At 52.7% G+C, this 19,633-nt stretch carries 19 protein-coding genes; 8 read left to right on the top strand and 11 right to left on the bottom strand.

Annotation, left to right across the window (positions count from 1 at the left end; all coding sequences use genetic code 11):
- Positions 1-2 precede the first annotated feature (2 nt).
- The 5 genes from asnB to nagB form a co-directional block, all read right to left on the bottom strand.
- Positions 3-1,670 (bottom strand): asparagine synthase B, encoded by a 1,668-nt coding sequence (gene asnB, locus C7433_RS05960; RefSeq protein WP_006118422.1) that lies wholly within the window; start codon positions 1,668-1,670, stop codon positions 3-5.
- 304 nt (positions 1,671-1,974) lie between these two features.
- Entirely contained in the window at positions 1,975-2,727 is a 753-nt protein-coding gene (locus C7433_RS05955; RefSeq protein ID WP_033739305.1) for an HAD-IIA family hydrolase, read from the bottom strand.
- Between the two features lie 40 nt (positions 2,728-2,767).
- Positions 2,768-3,988 (bottom strand): N-acetylglucosamine repressor, encoded by a 1,221-nt coding sequence (locus tag C7433_RS05950; RefSeq protein WP_033739308.1) that lies wholly within the window; start codon positions 3,986-3,988, stop codon positions 2,768-2,770.
- 7 nt (positions 3,989-3,995) lie between these two features.
- Positions 3,996-5,144, bottom strand: a complete 1,149-nt coding sequence (gene nagA, locus C7433_RS05945) for an N-acetylglucosamine-6-phosphate deacetylase (protein WP_033739310.1) — start codon at positions 5,142-5,144, stop codon at positions 3,996-3,998.
- 60 nt (positions 5,145-5,204) lie between these two features.
- A complete protein-coding gene (gene nagB, locus C7433_RS05940) occupies positions 5,205-6,005 on the bottom strand; it encodes a glucosamine-6-phosphate deaminase (protein ID WP_006118426.1) in 801 nt (266 codons plus the stop codon).
- A gap of 318 nt (positions 6,006-6,323) precedes the next feature.
- Here nagB and nagE point away from each other — a divergent pair, with 318 nt between their 5' ends.
- From nagE to C7433_RS05925, 3 genes are all read left to right on the top strand, one after another.
- Positions 6,324-8,357 carry an N-acetylglucosamine-specific PTS transporter subunit IIBC gene (gene nagE, locus C7433_RS05935; protein WP_058701104.1) on the top strand — a complete coding sequence of 678 codons (2,034 nt, stop codon included), beginning with the start codon at positions 6,324-6,326 and terminating at the stop codon, positions 8,355-8,357.
- 151 nt (positions 8,358-8,508) lie between these two features.
- Positions 8,509-10,176 (top strand): glutamine--tRNA ligase, encoded by a 1,668-nt coding sequence (gene glnS, locus C7433_RS05930; RefSeq protein WP_006118428.1) that lies wholly within the window; start codon positions 8,509-8,511, stop codon positions 10,174-10,176.
- Between the two features lie 232 nt (positions 10,177-10,408).
- A complete protein-coding gene (locus C7433_RS05925; protein ID WP_033739315.1) occupies positions 10,409-10,804 on the top strand; it encodes a hypothetical protein in 396 nt (131 codons plus the stop codon).
- Positions 10,805-10,863: 59 nt separating this feature from the next.
- Here C7433_RS05925 and fur read toward each other — a convergent pair whose 3' ends face one another.
- From fur to ybfF, 4 genes are all read right to left on the bottom strand, one after another.
- Positions 10,864-11,307: a ferric iron uptake transcriptional regulator gene (gene fur / locus C7433_RS05920; protein WP_033739317.1), complete on the bottom strand. Its 444-nt coding sequence runs from the start codon at positions 11,305-11,307 to the stop codon at positions 10,864-10,866.
- Positions 11,308-11,644: 337 nt separating this feature from the next.
- Positions 11,645-12,175: a flavodoxin FldA gene (fldA, locus tag C7433_RS05915; RefSeq protein WP_006118431.1), complete on the bottom strand. Its 531-nt coding sequence runs from the start codon at positions 12,173-12,175 to the stop codon at positions 11,645-11,647.
- A gap of 131 nt (positions 12,176-12,306) precedes the next feature.
- Complete coding sequence (ybfE, locus tag C7433_RS05910) at positions 12,307-12,582, bottom strand: LexA regulated protein (protein ID WP_006118432.1); 276 nt, start codon at positions 12,580-12,582, stop codon at positions 12,307-12,309.
- Between the two features lie 163 nt (positions 12,583-12,745).
- Positions 12,746-13,510: an esterase gene (gene ybfF, locus C7433_RS05905; RefSeq protein WP_110267779.1), complete on the bottom strand. Its 765-nt coding sequence runs from the start codon at positions 13,508-13,510 to the stop codon at positions 12,746-12,748.
- A 250-nt stretch (positions 13,511-13,760) separates the two neighbouring features.
- Here ybfF and seqA point away from each other — a divergent pair, with 250 nt between their 5' ends.
- The gene (gene seqA, locus C7433_RS05900) at positions 13,761-14,312 is read left to right on the top strand and encodes a replication initiation negative regulator SeqA (protein WP_006118434.1); all 552 of its coding nucleotides are present in this window, start codon (positions 13,761-13,763) and stop codon (positions 14,310-14,312) included.
- A 25-nt stretch (positions 14,313-14,337) separates the two neighbouring features.
- Positions 14,338-15,978, top strand: coding sequence for a phosphoglucomutase (alpha-D-glucose-1,6-bisphosphate-dependent) (pgm, locus tag C7433_RS05895; protein WP_033739321.1), 1,641 nt, complete (start codon positions 14,338-14,340; stop codon positions 15,976-15,978).
- Positions 15,979-16,018: 40 nt separating this feature from the next.
- Here pgm and kdpE read toward each other — a convergent pair whose 3' ends face one another.
- On the bottom strand, positions 16,019-16,693 hold the full coding sequence (gene kdpE, locus C7433_RS05890; protein WP_006118436.1) for a two-component system response regulator KdpE: 675 nt from the start codon (positions 16,691-16,693) through the stop codon (positions 16,019-16,021).
- A gap of 256 nt (positions 16,694-16,949) precedes the next feature.
- Here kdpE and C7433_RS05885 point away from each other — a divergent pair, with 256 nt between their 5' ends.
- Positions 16,950-17,150 (top strand): YbfA family protein, encoded by a 201-nt coding sequence (locus tag C7433_RS05885; RefSeq protein ID WP_054634317.1) that lies wholly within the window; start codon positions 16,950-16,952, stop codon positions 17,148-17,150.
- 381 nt (positions 17,151-17,531) lie between these two features.
- On the opposite strand, the gene C7433_RS05880 is transcribed toward C7433_RS05885, so the two are convergent.
- Complete coding sequence (locus C7433_RS05880; RefSeq protein ID WP_110267778.1) at positions 17,532-18,002, bottom strand: carboxymuconolactone decarboxylase family protein; 471 nt, start codon at positions 18,000-18,002, stop codon at positions 17,532-17,534.
- 57 nt (positions 18,003-18,059) lie between these two features.
- Between C7433_RS05880 and C7433_RS05875 the strand changes: the two genes are divergently transcribed.
- Together C7433_RS05875 and C7433_RS05870 are read left to right on the top strand one after the other, a co-directional pair.
- Positions 18,060-18,530 carry a MarR family winged helix-turn-helix transcriptional regulator gene (locus tag C7433_RS05875; RefSeq protein WP_054634316.1) on the top strand — a complete coding sequence of 157 codons (471 nt, stop codon included), beginning with the start codon at positions 18,060-18,062 and terminating at the stop codon, positions 18,528-18,530.
- Positions 18,531-18,663: 133 nt separating this feature from the next.
- Positions 18,664-19,623 carry a 2-thiouracil desulfurase family protein gene (locus tag C7433_RS05870; RefSeq protein ID WP_006118440.1) on the top strand — a complete coding sequence of 320 codons (960 nt, stop codon included), beginning with the start codon at positions 18,664-18,666 and terminating at the stop codon, positions 19,621-19,623.
- Positions 19,624-19,633 lie beyond the last annotated feature (10 nt).

Raw genomic sequence — 19,633 nt, 5'->3', positions numbered from 1 at the left:
ACTTATTTGTAAGCGGACTGGTGCACGCCCACGGCACGTCCTGAAGGATCGTCCATGTTTTTGAAGGCTTCATCCCACTCAATCGCTTTTGCCGACGAACAGGCAACAGACGGCCCACCTGGCACGCACTCGGCAGCACTTGGCAGTGGGAACAGTTCTTCGAAAATTTCGCGATAGAGATACGCTTCTTTCGAACCCGGCGTGTTATACGGGAAGCGGAAATGCGCCGTCGCCAGTTGCTGATCGCTAATCTGCTTAGCCGCCACTTCTTTCAGCGTGTCAATCCAGCTGTAACCTACGCCGTCAGAGAACTGCTCTTTCTGACGCCAGGCAACGCTTTCAGGCAGATAGGAAGAGAAACATTCGCGCAGAATGTGTTTTTCCATTTTACCGTTGCTGCCGCACATCTTGTCCTGTGGGTTGATACGCATGGCGACATCCAGGAATTTCTTATCCAGGAACGGCACGCGCGCTTCTACGCCCCAGGCGGACATCGCTTTGTTGGCGCGAGCACAGTCAAACATGTGCAGAGCCAGCAGCTTACGCACGTTCTCTTCATGGAATTCTTTGGCATCAGGCGCTTTATGGAAATAGAGGTAGCCACCGAAGACTTCATCTGCGCCTTCGCCTGACAGCACCATTTTAATGCCCATCGCTTTGATCTTACGCGACATCAGGTACATCGGCGTGGAGGCACGAATGGTGGTCACATCGTAGGTCTCAATGTGGTAGATCACGTCACGAATAGCATCCAGACCTTCCTGCACCGTGAAGTGGATTTCATGGTGAACCGTACCCAGGTGCTCGGCAACCAGTTTGGCTGCTTTCAGATCCGGTGAGCCTTCCAGACCGACGGCAAAAGAGTGCAGCTGTGGCCACCAGGCATCGCTTTTGTCCTGATCTTCAACGCGCTTAGCGGCAAAACGCTTGGTCACGGCTGAAATAATAGAAGAATCCAGACCGCCAGACAGCAGCACGCCATAAGGAACGTCTGACATCAGATGACTTTTTACCGACTCTTCCAGCGCATGTTTCAGGCCAGCCGCGTCAGTCACGTTGTTTTCAACGTTTTTGTATTCCATCCAGTCACGCTGCCAGTAACGACGAATTTCACCGTCAGTACTGGAAAGGTAGCTTCCCGGTGGGAATTCTTTAATGGTGCGGCAAACCGGCACCAGCGCCTTCATTTCAGACGCCACAAACAGGTTGCCGTGCTCATCGTTGCCCATATACAGCGGAATGATACCGATATGGTCGCGACCAATCAGATACGTTTGCTTCACGGTGTCGTACAGGATAAAGGCAAACATGCCCTGCAACTCGTCCAGGAAATCGACGCCTTTTTCCTGATACAGCGCCAGAATGACTTCGCAGTCCGAACCGGTCTGGAAACTATAACGATCGCTTAACTCTGCGCGCAGGGCCTGATGGTTGTATATTTCACCGTTGACGGCCAGAACGTGAGTGTGATCGGCGTTATACAGTGGCTGTGCACCGTTGTTGACGTCGACAATTGAGAGACGTTCGTGAGCAAGGATCGCGTGGTCGTCAGCATACACACCTGACCAGTCCGGCCCACGGTGACGCATTAAGCGTGAGCTTTCCAATGCTTTTTTACGTAACTCAACGGGATCGCTTTTCAGATCCAGCACACCAAAAATAGAACACATATCTGACTCCTGAACTCACCTGCGGCGATGTAATTTTACGTTTGTCCGGCAGCCGTTCGCTGCGTGATGTATAAGAAAATGCGTTATTTCAGGTACACAATGCAAGAGGAATCGTGTTTCACTGATAAAAAGGTTATTGAATAACCCTGGATATTGAGTTTTATCTAATGAAAATGTCTTTTTATTGATGAATCGGCAATGAAAGGTGATTTTGGGGTGTTTTTTGAACGATCTCAAGCCAGCAGAGAGGGGCAACGAAGGGGGATGCACTGCCTGAGGCGGCAGTGCATCATAAGCTGAACGTTTAGAAGAGATCGATATCGGCCACGGAAGGGAAAATCCAGTCAGGACGGAAAGGCATCGCGTCAATATCGCTCAGGGTTGACACCCCAGACAGGACAAGAATGGTTTCCAGTCCGGCCTGAAAACCGGCCAGAATATCGGTGCGAAGGTTGTCACCCACGATCACCGTGTCCTCTGAGTGCGCCTGCATTTTATTCAGCGCGGCACGCATGATATACGGGCTGGGTTTGCCGACATAAAACGGCCTGCGACCTGAGATCTTTTCAATACCGGCACACAAGGCACCGCAGGCGGGCACGAATCCCCTGGCGTGCGTGTCGGGGTTGGTGGCAATGAAACGCGCCCCGTTTGCCACAAAGAAAGCCGCCTTATGCATCATGTCCCAGTTAAACGACCGGGTTTCGCCCACGATGACAAAGTCCGGGTTAACGTCAGTGATGGTAAAGCCCGCTTTGTAGAGTTCGTGCACCAGCGCACCCTCACCAATGACATAGGCTTTTTTGCCTTCCTGACGACGCAGAAAGTCAGCGGTCGCCATGGCTGAGGTGTAAAACACCGAATCCGGTATGTCGATGCCCGCGGAGGAGAAGCGATTGGCTAAGTCCCGCGCCGTCTGGGAAGGGTAGTTGGTCAGCACCACTAATGGCATATCTTTAGCCAGAATGCGCTGCAAAAACTCTTTTGCACCGGGCACCGCGGTATTGTCGTGCATCAGCACGCCATCAATGTCACAAATTACATTTTTAATCGTCATAAATGTGTTCCGATGCGCGCTGTCAGAAAACAGGCTGCGCTTAGTCTTCCAAAAGATGTTGCAGCAGGATGCCGTTTAACATCGCTCGTTTCGCCAGCGCAAAGGCGCCGATCGCCGAGCGATGATCGAGTTGTGAACGCACCACAGGCAGATTTTTACGAAAGGCCGCCAGTGTCTGCGTATTAATGCAACTTTCAATCGCGGGTAGCAAGACACGTTCTGCTTCGGTGATCTCGCCTGCCAGCACGATTTTTTGCGGGTTAAACAGGTTGATCGCAATCGCAATCGCCTTACCCAGATAACGCCCCACATGCTCGACAACTTCGCAGGCTAACGCATCGCCCTGATTGGCGGCCTGGCAGATATGCTGCATCTGGCACGCCGCCTGAGTCAGGATGCTCGGGTAGCCTTTATTCAGTAGCTCGCTTACACGATGTTCAATGGCGCTGTTTGCCGCAATGGTTTCAAGACAGCCAAAGTTGCCACAGTGGCAGCGTTCCCCCAGGGGATCGACCTGAATATGACCGATTTCACCGACATTGCCATTACTGCCCAAAAAAATCTGCCCGTTGGCGATAATGCCTGCGCCGGTTCCCCGATGCAGGCGCACTAATATCGAGTCGGCACAATCGCGCGTTGCGCCAAAATAGTGCTCAGCCAGCGCCAGGCTGCGAATATCATGGCCCACAAAACTGGTGACGTTAAACCGGTGCTTTAGATTAGCAACCAGCGGCCACTGATTCACATGAATATGCGGCATGTAGCGGATAACGCCATTAAGCGGATCAACGAGGCCGGGCAAAATCACGGAAATCGCGATTAGCTCGCGAATTTTCGCTTCACTCTGCTGGATAAAATGCGCAATGGCATCGAACAACGCCTGTTCGAGTGCTTCCTGCGTGCGCTGGGGCAGGGGATAATCCTGCTGAGCCAGGGATTTACCGCTTAAATCGAACAGGGTTAGCGTGGCATCATTGCGGCCAAGGCGCACACCGATGGTGTGAAAGTGGCGGGTTTCCGTCACGATAGAAATGGCGCGGCGACCGCCAGTGGACGCCTGCTGGTCCACTTCTTTAATCAAACCGCGCTCAATAAGCTGACGTGTAATTTTGGTGACACTGGCGGGGGCAAGTTGGCTTAAATCCGCAATCTGAATACGTGAAATCGGCCCTTGCTGGTCGATTAACCGGTAGACGGCCGCGCTATTCAGTTGTTTGACAAGATCGACATTTCCAATTTGAGTCTGGCCGCCAGTGGTCATTCAGTGCTTACTCGCTCAGGACGTTATCTCCATTGACTAACGTCTTAATAATTTTAAAGTCGCGTGTAAAAACTGTCAGGTTGGCGAGTTTCCCTGCCTGAATCGTACCTGACTGTTTTTCAACGCCCATTGCCTGTGCGGGATAAAGTGATGCCATGCGCAGGGCTTCATCCAACGCAATGCCCGCATGCTCAACGCAGTTTTGTACGGCTTCAATCATTGTCAGTGCTGAACCGCTTAGCGTGCCCTGCTCATCCACGCACAGCCCGTTACGATAATAGATTGTTTTACCAGCAAAAATAAACTTATCGATGGCAGCGCCTGCCGGTGCTGTCGCGTCGGTGACCAACACCAGTTTGTCACCTTTGATGCGTTTAGCATTGCGGACGTTAGCGTAATGGACATGTAAACCATCTGCAATAATGCCGCAGTATACATCAGGCGCATCAAACAGCGCACCGATGAGGCCGGGCTCACGTCCGGCAAAGGCAGGCATCGCATTATAGAGGTGCGTGGCGAACGTAATGCCCGCCGCAAACCCCGCTTTTGCCTCTTCATAAGTGGCACTGGAATGTCCGGCTGAGACCACGATACCCGCTTCGCTCAGTTGGCGAATCACCGCGCTGCCCACCACTTCGGGTGCCAGCGTAACTTTGCTGATCACGTCTGCGTTGTCGCAAAGGAATTGCACCATCTGCGCATCGGGCTCACGGATCAGGGCAGGGTTATGTGTGCCCTTTTTCGCCACACTCAGCCAGGGGCCTTCCAGATGTAAGCCCAGCATAACGTGAGGATACTTCTGCAAAAAGGCGCGCATTGTTTCCACCGCGCGCACCATCAGCGCGTCACTGCTGGTAATCAGCGTAGGCAGAAAGCTGGTGCAGCCCGATTTCACATTGGCGCGATGCATGGTTTCCAGCGTTTCCACGCTGATGGCGTCTATATCGTCATTAAACTGGACGCCGCCACAGCCGTTAAGCTGCAGGTCGATAAAGCCGGGCGCGATAATGGCGCCGCTTACGTCCTGCTGTTCAATGCCTGACGGCAAGGCAGTAACAGGGCAAACCCGTTCAATGCGTCCGTCAGCGATCACCACGGCATGGTGATCCAGAATTTCGTAGCCGCTGTAGATTCGGCCATTGACTAATGCGTACATCTTCTTCTCCCGGCTTACCTGCCGCTCGTGCATCTGACAGCAGGTGACGTAATAACGGTATTAAACGCCCTGCATATTTTCCGCTTCCATTTCACGGAAGTACTTCACCGTTTTAACTTTCAACTCCATGGTCGCGGGCTCGTCGCAGACCACCACGGATTTAGGATGGAGTTGCAGGCAACTGATTGTCCACATGTGGTTCACGTTTCCTTCCACGGCAGCCTGCAACGCCTGTGCTTTAACGTGACCAGTAACCAGAATCATCACTTCTTCAGCGTCCAGCAGCGTGCCCACGCCAACGGTCAGGGCATATTTCGGCACCTGATCAACATCACCGTTAAAAAAGCGGGAATTTGCCACACGTGTGTCGTGAGTCAGCGTTTTGATACGAGTGCGTGAAGATAATGACGACGCGGGTTCGTTAAAGGCGATATGGCCATCATTACCGACGCCGCCCATGAACAGGTGGATTTTGCCCAGAGACCGAATTTTATCTTCATAACGGCGACATTCTGCGTCAATATCGGGCGCATTACCATTCAGCAAATTGATGTTTTCGGGTTGAATATCAACGTGGTCAAAGAAATTACGATGCATAAAGCTGTGGTAGCTTTCCGGATGCTCTTTCGGCAGCCCGACATATTCATCCATGTTGAAGGTAATGACATGTCTGAAGCTAACCTGGCCCGCTTTGTGCATATCGATCAGGTGCTTGTACGCTTCCAGAGGCGTACCGCCCGTAGGCAGTCCCAGAATAAAGGGCTTGTCAGCGCTGGGATTAAACGCATTAATACGGTTCACAATATGGCGCGCTGCCCATTTGCCGACCTGAGTGGGAGTAGATAAAGGAATCAGTCTCATGTTGCACCTCAAATGTGAGTGAAGGATTCGACGCGCAGCAAAGCCATGTTGCCGGTGAGGACAGGCGAATGGGAAGGAAACGCGCGTCTTGATATTTCGCATCATAAAATAAGTGGGCGTTCATAGCCAGTCATGTCGATGTTAAAAATCAATTTTTGGTGATTTTTGTCACAAATGGCTGCTATTAATTTGTAGAGCGAATTAATTTGTTATTACACTCCTCAGCACTGAGTGTAATGCCGTCAGAAGCGGGCTGCTGACATAACAACATTAAGTGGCAGCCATGCAATAAGTCAGTTTCAATGGGGGAAAAGGTCAATGTTAAGTTACTTACAACGTGTGGGGCGGGCCCTGATGGTGCCGGTCGCTACGCTGCCCGCAGCAGCAATTTTAATGGGAATAGGGTACTGGATCGATCCTGACAGCTGGGGTGCAGGCAATGCCTTTGCCGCGTTGTTAATTAAATCCGGTGGCGCGATCATCGAAAATATGTCGGTGCTGTTCGCCATTGGCGTTGCATACGGCATGTCAAAAGATAAAGACGGTGCGGCTGCACTGACCGGCTTTGTGGGCTTCCTGGTCGTCACTACGCTGTGTTCACCGGCTGCTGTAGCCATGATCCAGAAAATCCCGGTGGCGGACGTGCCGGCGGCGTTTGGAAAAATCAGCAACCAGTTTGTCGGTATTCTGGTAGGCGTGCTGTCCGCAGAAGTCTATAACCGTTTTAGCCATGTAGAACTGCCCAAAGCGTTCTCATTCTTTAGCGGGCGTCGGCTGGTGCCTATTCTGGTGTCCTTCCTGATGATTCTGGTGGCATTTATCCTGATGTACATTTGGCCTGTCATCTTTAATGGTCTGGTGAGCTTCGGTGAGCATATACAAAAACTGGGATCGGTTGGTGCGGGTGTTTACGCCTTCTTTAACCGTTTGCTTATTCCGGTTGGCTTGCATCATGCGCTGAACTCCGTTTTCTGGTTCGACGTAGCAGGCATTAACGATATCCCTAAATTCCTCGGCGGTGCGCAGTCACTGGCAAATGGCACTGCTATCCCGGGCATCACTGGCCGCTATCAGGCGGGTTTCTTCCCAATTATGATGTTCGGTTTGCCGGGCGCGGCGCTGGCAATTTACCATTGCGCTCGCCCTGAAAACCGGGCAAAAGTGGGCGGTATCATGCTGGCGGCCGCTTTCGCAGCATTCTTTACCGGTATCACCGAACCGCTGGAATTCTCCTTTATGTTCGTGGCACCGGTACTGTATGTCATCCATGCTGTACTGACCGGCATCTCGGTCTTTATCGCTGCCAGCATGCACTGGATTGCCGGCTTTGGCTTCAGTGCGGGATTAGTGGATATGGTGCTCTCTACCCGTAATCCCCTGGCGACGCAATGGTACATGCTGATTCCGCAGGGCCTGGTGTTCTTCGTGATTTATTATCTGGTCTTCCGCTTTACCATCAAAAAATTCAACCTGATGACCCCAGGTCGTGAACTGGCGGTAGCGGGGGATGAAGCGGACGGTTATGACGTGAACGTTGATACCACTGATAATGGTGAAAGCGCCACGGAATCACTGGCACGCCGCTACATCGGCGCGGTGGGCGGTTCAGACAACCTTACCGCCATTGATGCCTGTATTACCCGTTTACGTCTGAACGTGAAAGATGCGGGCCAGGTTAACGAAGGTGTGGCAAAACGGCTGGGTGCGTCGGGTGTGATTCGCCTCAACAAGCAAAGTGTCCAGATTATCGTGGGTACCCAGGCGGAAAGTATCGCCACGGCCATGAAAAAAGTGCTGGTGAAAGGTCCGGTTGCTGGCGCAGCCAGCAGTGGCAGTGCGCCAGCCCCCGCTAACGAGGCCAAACCCCAGGCCGTCCTGAACAGTGAAAAACGCGTTATCGCAACGCTGGTGGCCCCGGTGAGCGGTGAGGTTATCGCACTGGATGCGGTGCCGGATGAGGCTTTCGCCAGTAAAGCCGTGGGTGATGGCGTGGCGATTAAGCCGAGCGACAAGCGCGTCGTTGCGCCTGTAGCCGGTACGGTGGTGAAAATTTTCAACACGAACCATGCTTTCTGTCTGGAAAGTGAAAACGGGGTAGAGATCGTCGTGCACATGGGGCTGGATACCGTGGCGCTGGACGGTCAGGGCTTTACCCGTTTAGTGGAAGAGGGTGCACAGGTCACAGCAGGCCAGCCGGTGCTGGAGATGGATCTGGACTATCTTAACGCCCATGCCCGCTCAATGATCAGTCCGGTGGTGGTGAGCAATATTGAAGACTTCGCCGGTTTAACGCTGCTGACGCAGGGCCAGGTCATCGCCGGTGAAACCCCGCTGTATGAAGTAAAAGGCTAATTCCCTGTATCCTCAACAAAAGGCAGGAAGCGATTCCTGCCTTTTTTATTTTAATCGCCCAACAAACGGTTGTTTCTCTGCAACGCTTTGTGGATCATACCCGGATATTACGTGGTATAAACCACCCATTCTATGCGTTGAGGATTTTGAGATGAGTGAGGCTGAAGCCCGCCCAACGAACTTTATTCGTCAGATTATTGACGAGGATTTGGCGAGCGGTAAGCACAGCAGTGTGCATACCCGTTTTCCGCCAGAGCCAAATGGTTATCTGCATATCGGCCATGCTAAATCAATCTGCCTGAATTTCGGTATTGCACAAGATTATCAGGGCGAGTGCAATCTGCGTTTTGACGATACCAATCCGGTCAAAGAAGATATGGAGTTCGTCGAATCCATTAAGCGTGACGTGCAGTGGCTGGGTTTTACCTGGAGCGGTGAGGTTCGTTATTCATCTGACTATTTCGACCAGCTTTATCACTATGCCGTTGAACTGATCAACAAAGGCCTGGCCTACGTTGATGAACTGACGCCAGACGAAATTCGTGAATACCGCGGTACCTTAACGGCACCGGGTAAAAACAGCCCTTACCGCGACCGCAGTGTGGAAGAGAACCTCGCGCTGTTTGAAAAAATGCGCAATGGCGAGTTCGCAGAGGGCAAAGCCTGTCTGCGCGCGAAAATCGACATGGCTTCCAGCTTTATCGTCATGCGCGATCCGGTGCTGTACCGCATCAAGTTTGCCGAGCATCATCAAACCGGCAATAAGTGGTGCATCTACCCGATGTACGATTTCACCCACTGCATTTCGGATGCGCTGGAAGGCATTACGCACTCCCTTTGCACGCTGGAATTCCAGGACAACCGCCGCCTGTATGACTGGGTGCTGGATAACATTACTATTCCTGTTCATCCGCGTCAGTATGAGTTTTCGCGCCTGAATCTGGAGTATGCGGTGATGTCAAAACGCAAACTGACGCAGTTGGTCAGCGAGAAGCATGTTGAAGGCTGGGACGATCCGCGCATGTTAACCGTGTCGGGTTTGCGTCGTCGTGGTTACACCGCGGCCTCCATTCGTGAGTTCTGCCGCCGCATTGGTATCACGAAGCAGGACAACATCGTTGAAATGGCTTCGCTGGAATCCTGTATCCGCGACGATCTCAACGAAAATGCGCCGCGGGCGATGGCGGTGCTGGATCCGGTGAAAATTGTGCTGGAAAACCTGCCTGCCGGGCACAATGAAGTGCTCAGCATGCCAAATCATCCTAACAAACCGGAAATGGGCACACGCGATGTTCCCTTTAGCCGCGAGATCTGGATCGATCGTGCCGACTTCCGCGAAGAGGCGAATAAGCAATATAAGCGCCTGGTGCTGGGTAAAGAAGTGCGTCTGCGTAATGCCTATGTCATCCGTGCGGAACGGACCGCGAAAGATGAAGAAGGCAATATCACCTGCATCTACTGCACCTGTGACGTCGATACGCTGAGCAAAGATCCTGCTGATGGCCGTAAAGTCAAAGGGGTTATCCACTGGGTCTCAGCTGAACATGCACTACCGGCAGAATTCCGTCTGTATGACCGTCTGTTCAGCGTCCCGAATCCGGGTGCGGCGGATGATTTTCTGACGACAATCAATCCGGATTCGCTGGCGATTAAACACGGCTTCGTTGAACCCGGTCTGCGTGACGCAGAAGCCAGTGCGCCTTATCAGTTCGAACGTGAAGGCTATTTCTGCGCTGACAGTGTGTATTCAACACCGTCGCAGTTAGTGTTTAACCGTACTGTTGGTCTGCGCGATACCTGGGCGAAAAACGGCGAATAATTTACGCCGCATGGTCATCAGATGATCGGTAAAGGGCGAGCAATCGCCCTTTTTTATTGGGTGGATTTTTTTTAGCGCCGACATTTGTCCTGAACCCGTTTAATTCGATTAATTTTACTTCTGTGGAATCGCTCTCAGTTTAATTTTTTTAATAACTTTCCCGGTGTGAATTATTTTTTTTCAGGTACGCTAACCCTCTGTAGTCTTTGTTTGCGGGTTAAAAAGGAAAAAAATGACAGTTTTCGCACAGGAAGCCAAACACAGCGTTGTCGTCTTACATCAACTCATTGAACATATTTTTAACCACAGCCGTGACAGTGGTGACAGCTTTCATCTGCTGCTTTCTCATTTTCATCCTGACTTCCAGATGGTCACGCCACAGGGCAAGATGCTGAACCTCAATGAGGTTGAAGAACTCTTTCGCCGCTTACAGGGCGCACGGGAAGGGATGCGCATCGCGACCAGCGAACATGTGATCCTGTCAGAGCACGCTAACGAGGTTACCATTCAGTATCGGGAAGTGCAGATGATGAATGGGGAAAACAAAAGCCGCATTTCCGTTGCGATTCTGGACTGCTCCACCTCGGTGCCCCGCTGGCGCTACCTGCAGGAAACGCTGGTGGCGTGACTGACAGGCACAAAAAAGCCGATGCAGGCATCGGCTTTTTCTTTACCGTCTGACAAACGTTACTTGTCGTGCAGTGTTTCGTCTTCGCGGCAATCGCCCAGGGCACAGTGACCATACAGGTACAGGCTGTGGTTGGTGAGCTTAATACCGTGACGGGTCGCGATATCACGCTGACGCGTTTCAATAGACTCATCACTAAATTCAATGACTTTACCGCAATCCAGACAGATCAGGTGATCGTGATGGTGCTGCTGCGTCAGCTCAAACACCGATTTACCGCCTTCAAAGTTGTGGCGGGTCACAATGCCGGCATCGTCGAACTGGTTCAGTACACGGTAAACCGTGGCCAGTCCAATCTCTTCGCCCATATCAATCAGGCGTTTATACAGATCTTCCGCGCTGACGTGATGGCATGCAGGTTCCTGAAGCACTTCCAGAATTTTGAGTCTGGGCAGGGTGACTTTCAGGCCAGCCTTCTTTAATGCGGTGTTGTTGTCAGTCATGCGGATATTGTCCTGTTACTTTGGTCACTCTTGTGGCATGTAGCCTGTATGTCGATCGACCGCCATTCTCATTTGCGTCTCATTATAGAACTGATGCGCTGAAATGAAAACCGATGCTGCCTGCGATGAAACCGTGGCGATGTTCGCGGTACAAAGCATGGAGGGCGGGCTGGCTACCATTTCGCGTTGTGTCATCTCAATTCCAGGGAAATAAGCAGATGATCGATGCGGGTATTCTACAGACTAAATGCGGAAAGTTACAAAAATGTAGCTATTATTTTTATAGGAAAAGCCATTGATGCAGTGTGGACCAGCGCCCACACTGCGCTCACGGCTATCAGGCTTCGATAATTTCTTTGAGTTGCAGTTCATCGAAGATCTGCTTAACCCACTTGTCGACGCGTTCGTTCGTCAGTTCTGGCTGGCGATCTTCATCAATCGCCAGGCCCAGGAAGTGGTTATCGTCTGCCAGACCTTTTGAGGCCTCGAAGTGGTAACCCTCGGTTGGCCAGTGGCCCACGATAATGGCACCGTTAGGTTCGATGATGTCACGAATGGTGCCCATCGCGTCACAGAAGTACTCGGCGTAGTCTTCCTGATCGCCACAACCGAACAGCGCCACCAGCTTACCGTTGAAGTCGATCTCTTCCAGCGTCGGGAAAAAGTCATCCCAGTCGCACTGTGCTTCACCATAGTACCAGGTCGGAATACCCAGCAGCAGGATGTCAAAGGCTTCCAGATCTTCTTTAGTGCTTTTCGCGATGTCGTGAACCTCTGCAACGTCTTTGCCCAGTTGTTTCTGGATCATTTTTGCAATGTTTTCGGTGTTACCGGTATCGCTGCCAAAGAAGATGCCTACGATTGCCATGGGTAAAATAACCTCTTAAATCCTGATGATAGAATGAATGCCTGAGCATATTCAGCAAATGATAGCAGACCACGCAAAAGGGCGGAACTTGTAAAGCCGCGACATTTGTTTCTGTGTGCGGTTTGCGTGCGTTAGTCCAGTTTGAGTTGCGCCAGCAGCATTTGTTCAATTAATTCACTGCGGCTGAGATTACGCTGTTCAGCCAGCGTATTAAGCGCTTCTACCGCCTGGCTGTTCATTTTGAGTTCGACACGGCGAAGCCCGCGCCCTTTGTCACGTTTCAGTTGATTGCGTTTATTGATACGCAGTTGTTCATCACGCGTAAGCGGACTGGTTTTAGGGCGACCAGGGCGACGCTCGTTAGCGAACAGATCGAGCGTCGTGCGGTCAGTGTTTTCTTTTGCCATGGCTTAGTACAACTGAATGGGCGCAAACGGATCGTGCCGCTGCGCAGATTAAATTACTGGCTTTTACCGTGGATACGCGCCCACGGCAAAAATTTAGCGCGCCATCATACTCCAGGCTAACCATGGACGCCAATCCTAAACTTTTACAGCCAGTTAAGCGGGTTTATCGTGCAAAAAACCGGCGAATGCTGCGTAAAACAGCATCAGGTTTTTCGGCGTGGACCCAGTGACCTGCACCGCCAATCACGTGCGCCTGCGCGGCGGGAAACTGTTGCAGTATCGCGTCACGGTACTGATTGTCCAGATAAGGGGAGTCACCACCGCGAATGAACAACGCCGGGTGCGGCCACGCGGGCACCGTTTCCCAGCCGGTGATATGCGCATAGTTGTCCCAGAGCGCTGGAACGTTAAAGCGCCATTCACCGCTACTGAACGATTTCAGGATGAACTGAATCACACCTTCTTCATTAAGATGCTGACGCATAATTTCGGCCGCCTCACTGCGCAGCGTCACGCCCGCGTCGGTGACGGCTCGGATCGCGGCAAAAATTTCGTCGTGGCGGCGCGTCTGATAGTCGACGGGCGCAATGTCGATCATCACCATCTGTTCTATCCGCTCAGGGGCCAGGGCGCTCATCGTCATGGCAATTTTACCGCCCATGGAGTGACCAATGACGGAAAGGCGCTCAATGCCCTGCGCATCAAGCGTGTCCAGCATATCCTGGGCCATAACCTGATAGGTCATCTCGTCAGCGCGCGGAGATAAGCCATGATTACGCACATCAACCTGGATAAGCGGATGGTCATCTTTCAGACCGCGCGCCAGAACGCCGAGGTTATCAAGACTGCCAAACAAACCGTGAATGAGCAGAACGGGTGTGGAATCAGCAGAAGATTGTTCAGTTTGCAGACGGGCATTCAAAATCATAGCAAAGTTCTTAAGTGTGAGACCTGCGCTTAGGTTATCATGGTTTCACCTTTTCAGGTGCGCTGCTTCCGGTGGCATTAGGACATATTCTGACTTTTGCCCCTAAACCGTTTGAATGCTATCAGCCTGTCTGAATTTAACTTTATAATCTTCATGTTAGAACCTGCACACGGCCTGAAACCCCGGTGTTTACCTCTGGATTTTCAGAAAATCGCGGGTTCTGTCGTGAGTCAAAACCGTACGGAATAAGATGAAAACGATCGAAGTTGACGAAGAGCTCTACCGTTATATTGCCAGCCACACGCAACATATTGGCGAAAGCGCATCCGATATTCTGCGCCGTATGCTGAAGTTTACTGCGGGTCAGACAGCCACCGCGACCGAAACACAGCCTGTTGCCGCCTCGCAGCCGTCTAAAACGGCACAGTCGGCAGGGAATGAGTCACGCCCTCAGGATCGTGTTCGTGCGGTGCGCGAGTTGCTGCTTTCTGATGAATATGCAGAGCAGAAGCGGGCGGTAAATCGCTTTATGCTAATCTTGTCAACGCTCTATCGTCTGGATACGGCCGCGTTTGCTGAGGCGACCACCTCCATGCAGGGCCGTACGCGCATCTATTTTGCAGGCGATGAGCACACGCTGCTGCAAAGCGGCACCCATACCAAGCCGAAGCATGTGCCCGGCACGCCGTACTGGGTCATTACGAATACCAATACCGGTCGTAAACGCAGCATGATCGAACACATTATGCTGTCGATGCAGTTCCCATCGGAACTGGCTGAGAAAGTTTGCGGCACCATTTAAACTGAAGCGTCAGGGAGAAGCGCCAATGGCCAATCACCCCCGTGCCGGGCAGCCTGCCCAGCAGAGCGATTTGATTAACGTTGCACAATTAACTTCACAATATTATGTCCTGCAGCCCGATGTGGCGAATCCAGAACATGCGGTGAAATTTGGCACATCAGGCCATCGCGGTAGCGCAGGACGTCACAGCTTTAACGAAAAGCACATTCTGGCGATTGCGCAGGCGATTGCGGAAGAGCGTAAAAAGAACGGTATTACCGGCCCGTGCTATGTGGGTAAAGATACGCACGCGCTGTCTGAGCCCGCGCTGCTGTCCGTGCTGTCCGTGCTGACCGCAAACGGGGTTGATGTGATCGTTCAGCAGGATAACGGTTATACGCCAACGCCTGCGATTTCGAACGCTATCCTTGAACACAACAAATCCGGCGGCCCACTGGCAGATGGCATTGTGATTACGCCGTCGCACAATCCCCCGGAAGATGGCGGCATTAAATACAATCCGCCAAACGGTGGGCCGGCAGATACCAACGTCACCAAAGTGGTGGAAGACCGCGCGAATCAGCTGTTGAAAGACGGCCTTAAAGACGTTAAACGTCTGTCACTGGATCAGGCCTGGGCCAGCGGCCACATCCATGAAAAAGATCTGATTCAGCCTTACGTGGAAGGTCTGTCACAGATCATCGACATTCCTGCGATTCAGAAAGCGGGCCTGAAGATTGGTGTCGATCCGCTTGGCGGTTCCGGGATCGCTTACTGGCAGCGTATCGCTGAGCACTACAAGCTGGATCTGACGCTGGTGAATGACGCTGTCGACCAGACTTTCCGCTTTATGCACCTGGATAAAGATGGTGTGGTGCGCATGGACTGTTCGTCCGAATGCGCCATGGCGGGGCTGCTGGCCTACAAAGACAAATTCGATCTGGCCTTCGGAAACGATCCAGATTATGACCGTCACGGCATTGTTACCCCTGCCGGGCTCATGAATCCAAACCATTATCTGGCCGTTGCGATCAACTATTTGTTCCAGCACCGTCCGCAGTGGGGTCAGGACGTTGCCGTGGGTAAAACCCTCGTGTCCAGTGCGATGATTGACCGGGTCGTAGACGATATTGGCCGCAAGCTGGTAGAAGTTCCGGTGGGCTTTAAATGGTTCGTGGATGGCCTGTTTGATGGCAGCTTTGGTTTTGGCGGCGAAGAAAGTGCGGGCGCGTCATTCCTGCGCTTCGACGGCACACCCTGGTCAACCGACAAAGACGGGATCATCCTGTGTCTGCTGGCGGCAGAAATTACGGCCGTAACGGGCAAGAACCCGCAGCAGCACTATGATGAACTGGCTGCACGCTTCGGTGCGCCAAGCTACAACCGCCTGCAGGCACCGGCAACATCAGCGCAGAAAGCCGCATTGTCGAAGCTGTCACCTGAAATGGTCAGTGCAGATACGCTGGCGGGCGATCCGATTACCGCGCGCTTAACGGCCGCTCCCGGTAATGGCGCGTCTATCGGTGGACTGAAAGTCATGACGGAAAACGGCTGGTTCGCCGCGCGTCCATCGGGCACCGAAGACGCGTATAAGATCTACTGTGAAAGCTTCCTGGGCGCAGAGCACCGTGCGCAGATCGAGAAAGAAGCCGTCGAGATTGTCAGCGAAGTGCTGAAAAACGCCTGATAAATCTGCTAAATAAAAAAAGCGCCGCTGGCGCTTTTTTTTATGGCATGAACCGGTAGCCGATACCGGTTTCCGTCAGCAGGTGAACGGGTTGTGTCGGATTGGCTTCAAGCTTTTGCCGCAGATGGCCCATATAAATGCGCAGGTAATGGCTGTGTTCGACAGCATTTGGCCCCCAGACCTGATTCAGCAACTGACGCTGCGTCAGAACTTTCCCCGCATTATTCAGTAATGTGGTCAGCAAACGAAACTCGATGGGCGTAAGGTGAACTTCTTCGCCCGCGCGCAGCACACGGCGTGCGGCAATATCGACGACCACGTCGGCGAAGCTGACCTTCGGATCGGGGTGCTTCCCGGCATGACGCCGCAGGGCGACCCGAACACGCGCCAGCAGTTCACCAATCCCAAAAGGTTTAGTCAGGTAATCATCGGCACCAGCATCCAGTGCGTCAATTTTGTCCTGCTCGTCAGTACGGGCAGAGAGAACAATAACCGGCAGCGTGCTCCACTGGCGGAGTTCACCAATAAACGTCTTGCCGTCGCCATCAGGTAAACCCAGATCAAGGATGACTAAATCGGGCTTTCGCGTGGCGGCTTCGATCAGCCCACGTTGCAGCGTCTCAGCATCGAAAACCTTCAGGCCTTCACTTTCCAGCGCGAGGCGCACGAAGCGGCGAATTTCTTTCTCATCTTCAATGATTAAAACCGTGGTCACACCAATCCTGCCATTGCCTGAAAAGGGAAAACACACTGTATCAACTTTTCTGGCGTTCGTCCGTGTTGCCATGAAATCCGTTGAAGGATCACCTCTGTAACTCATAATTAACCTGGGTATAACGGCCAGGTAAACTTACCCGTGCAGAACAAAAAAGACGCAAATTTAGTGGTCAGATGAGTAGTAAAATCATCCAACCCGGCGTAATATTAGACACAGATCACATTTATGACGTTTTTTTACTCAGGAGGCTGCTATGTACCGCACCTATCCACTTCACAAAATTATTTTGCGCCGAACGCTGGTCATCCTCTCAGGTCTGCTCGCTCTGCCAGTTATGCTGTTTCGCCAGGATCGGGCGCGCTTCTACAGCTACCTGCATCGGATGTGGTGCAAAACCAGCGCCAAACCGGTCTGGCTGGCGCAGTCTGAAGCAGCGGCGGGTATTTTCTGGTAAGTCCCTGCTGTGCGCTTGATTTTACGCCGCACAGGCCTGGGGACACATCCCGACAGCGGGGATTGCCAGCGTTTTCAGACGTGCTTATCTGTTTTTCACCTGCAGTGTGCTGTGGCCCGGTGTTAAGGTCGACACAGCGCCTCTTTTTTCCCTGTTCATTCCGTCACGCAGCTTAGTTGCGCCTTAGCTTTGCGCCAGTGACGCAGGAAATCTTCTCAGTGTCCGGGCAAGCCGCCCCGTCTGCCAGTGCCCGTTCACGGGCAGCCCTTCCTTATTATCTGACCGGTAGCCCCCACATCGCGGCCCGACGGGCACCGCACTTTACGCGCTTCAGAACCCGCTGCAATATCGCCCACAGGCAGAAGCACTGACGGCAGACCGCTAGCGTTTAGGCACCGGCGGGGCAAACTGCAGCGCGCCTGCGATACGGTTCCAGGCATTGATCGCGGCAACAGCCGAGGTAAGAAACGCGATCTCCTGTTTATCGAAGACGCGGCTGACCTCAGCATAAACCGCATCAGAAACCGGCTGCTGCGCCATTAAGGTCAGGGCCTCTGTCCAGGCCAGCGCCGCACATTCCCGCTCCGAATAGATACCGGCTTCGCGCCATACGGCGACCAGATCCATTTTTACCGGGCTCAAATCGGTCTTACGCGCCAGATTGAGATGGTACTGGAGGCAAAAAGCGCACGCATTCAGCTGTGAAGCGCGCAGTTTGATCAGCTCAGTGAGCGATTTTTCCAGCCCGGAATCGTCAACGGCTTTGCCCAGCATCGCTAAGGCTGCCACCACATCGGGTGCGGTATGTTCGAACGAAGACCAGTCGCTGCGACGGTGATTAAGTGATGTCACGATATACCTCATCTGTTAATATAAGAATTCGAACAACAATATACGAACTCTTATATTATGCGCAAGTCAGATCTGCAGAGCACCACCATCCCCGAACCCGGTGAAGGAAAACGCGGTGAGTCAGGCCATATTGGTTATCTGCTGCGTCAGGCCCATGCGGCTCATAAAATCAGAATGGAAAATGCGCTGAAGGATAAAGGCGTCACGTTGCCGCAATTTTCGGTGCTGACCATGCTTGCGGCCTATCCCGGCGCATCGGGTGCCGACCTTGCGCGTCTGTCGCTGCTGACGCCACAGACGATGAGCGTCATTGTGGCGAATCTGGAGCGGGCCGGAATGATTCGTCGTCGTCCGCACGCGGTGCACGGCAGAATTCAGGTGATTGAGATTGCTGACGCCGGGCGTGACGTTCTCGCGCAGTGCAAAGTAGCGGTTCAGTCGGTTGAGGCCAGCCTGCTTTCGGGTGTCACGCCTGAGGATGAAAAGGTGATTCGGCGCTGGCTGGTCAGCGTGGCAGTGGGAGAATAAACCGTTAAAAAAGACCACGGGCTGGTCATCTGAAAGGCTTCGCGGCGTTCACTTTTGCTACACAGAATCTGTACCATCCCGGTCGTTTTACGCTACACTTAAACCTCTACAAGTTTTCGGAGGTTGTACAAGTATGAGCGAAAAAATTCCCGTTGGGATCAGCGCTTGCCTGCTTGGTGAGAGCGTCAGATTTGATGGCGGCCACAAGCGGCTCGCGTTCGCCACTGAGCAACTGACGCCTTTTGTTCGCTTCGAACCCGTTTGCCCTGAAATGGCGATTGGGCTGCCCACGCCGCGCCCGGCGCTGCGCTTAGTTAAGCAGAGCGACGACGATGAACTGCATCTTTGCTTCAGCAAAGAGGGCGGCGATGACATCACCGATAAGATGCGCGACTGGTCCGAAAAACGCGTGAAATCGCTGCATCACCTGTGCGGCTACATACTGTGTGCAAAATCACCCAGTTGTGGGATGGAGCGCGTGCGTATCTACGAGCCCGCCACCAATAATAACCGTAAAGCGGGAACCGGTATATTTACCCGTTTTCTGCAACGTGAAATGCCCTGGTTACCGCTCGAAGAAGACGGGCGTCTGAACGATCCGACATTACGTGAAAACTTTATCGGCCGGATTTGCGCGCTGCACGAGTTTCATGAAATGTGGAAAAAGGGGCTGACCCGTCATGGCCTGATTGCCTTCCACAGCCAGTATAAATTGTTACTGCTGGCGCATTCGCAAAAAAAATACCGTGAACTGGGCCCCTTTGTTGCCTCGATGAACCAGTGGGAGTCACTGGAGGCGTTTGCCTTCGAGTACCGCAACCGCCTTATGGATCTGATGTCACAACCGGCCTCGCGCACTAACCACACCAATGTGTTGATGCATGTTCAGGGTTATTTCCGCAGTCAACTGAGTTCGCCGCAACGCAGAGAACTGACGTCACTGATTGATTGTTACCGTCAGGGCACGCAACCGTTACTGGCGCCGATTACGATTCTTAAGCACTACATGGCTGAATATCCTCATCCGTGGCTGACGCAGCAGCGCTACTTCGATCCTTACCCGGAAGCGCTGCGCCTGCGCTACGGACAATGAGTCGGGAGCA

This window comes from Pantoea sp. PNA 03-3, from assembly GCF_003201175.1.
Lineage (GTDB): Bacteria > Pseudomonadota > Gammaproteobacteria > Enterobacterales > Enterobacteriaceae > Pantoea > Pantoea stewartii.
This window is presented reverse-complemented; position numbering and strand designations above follow the sequence as displayed.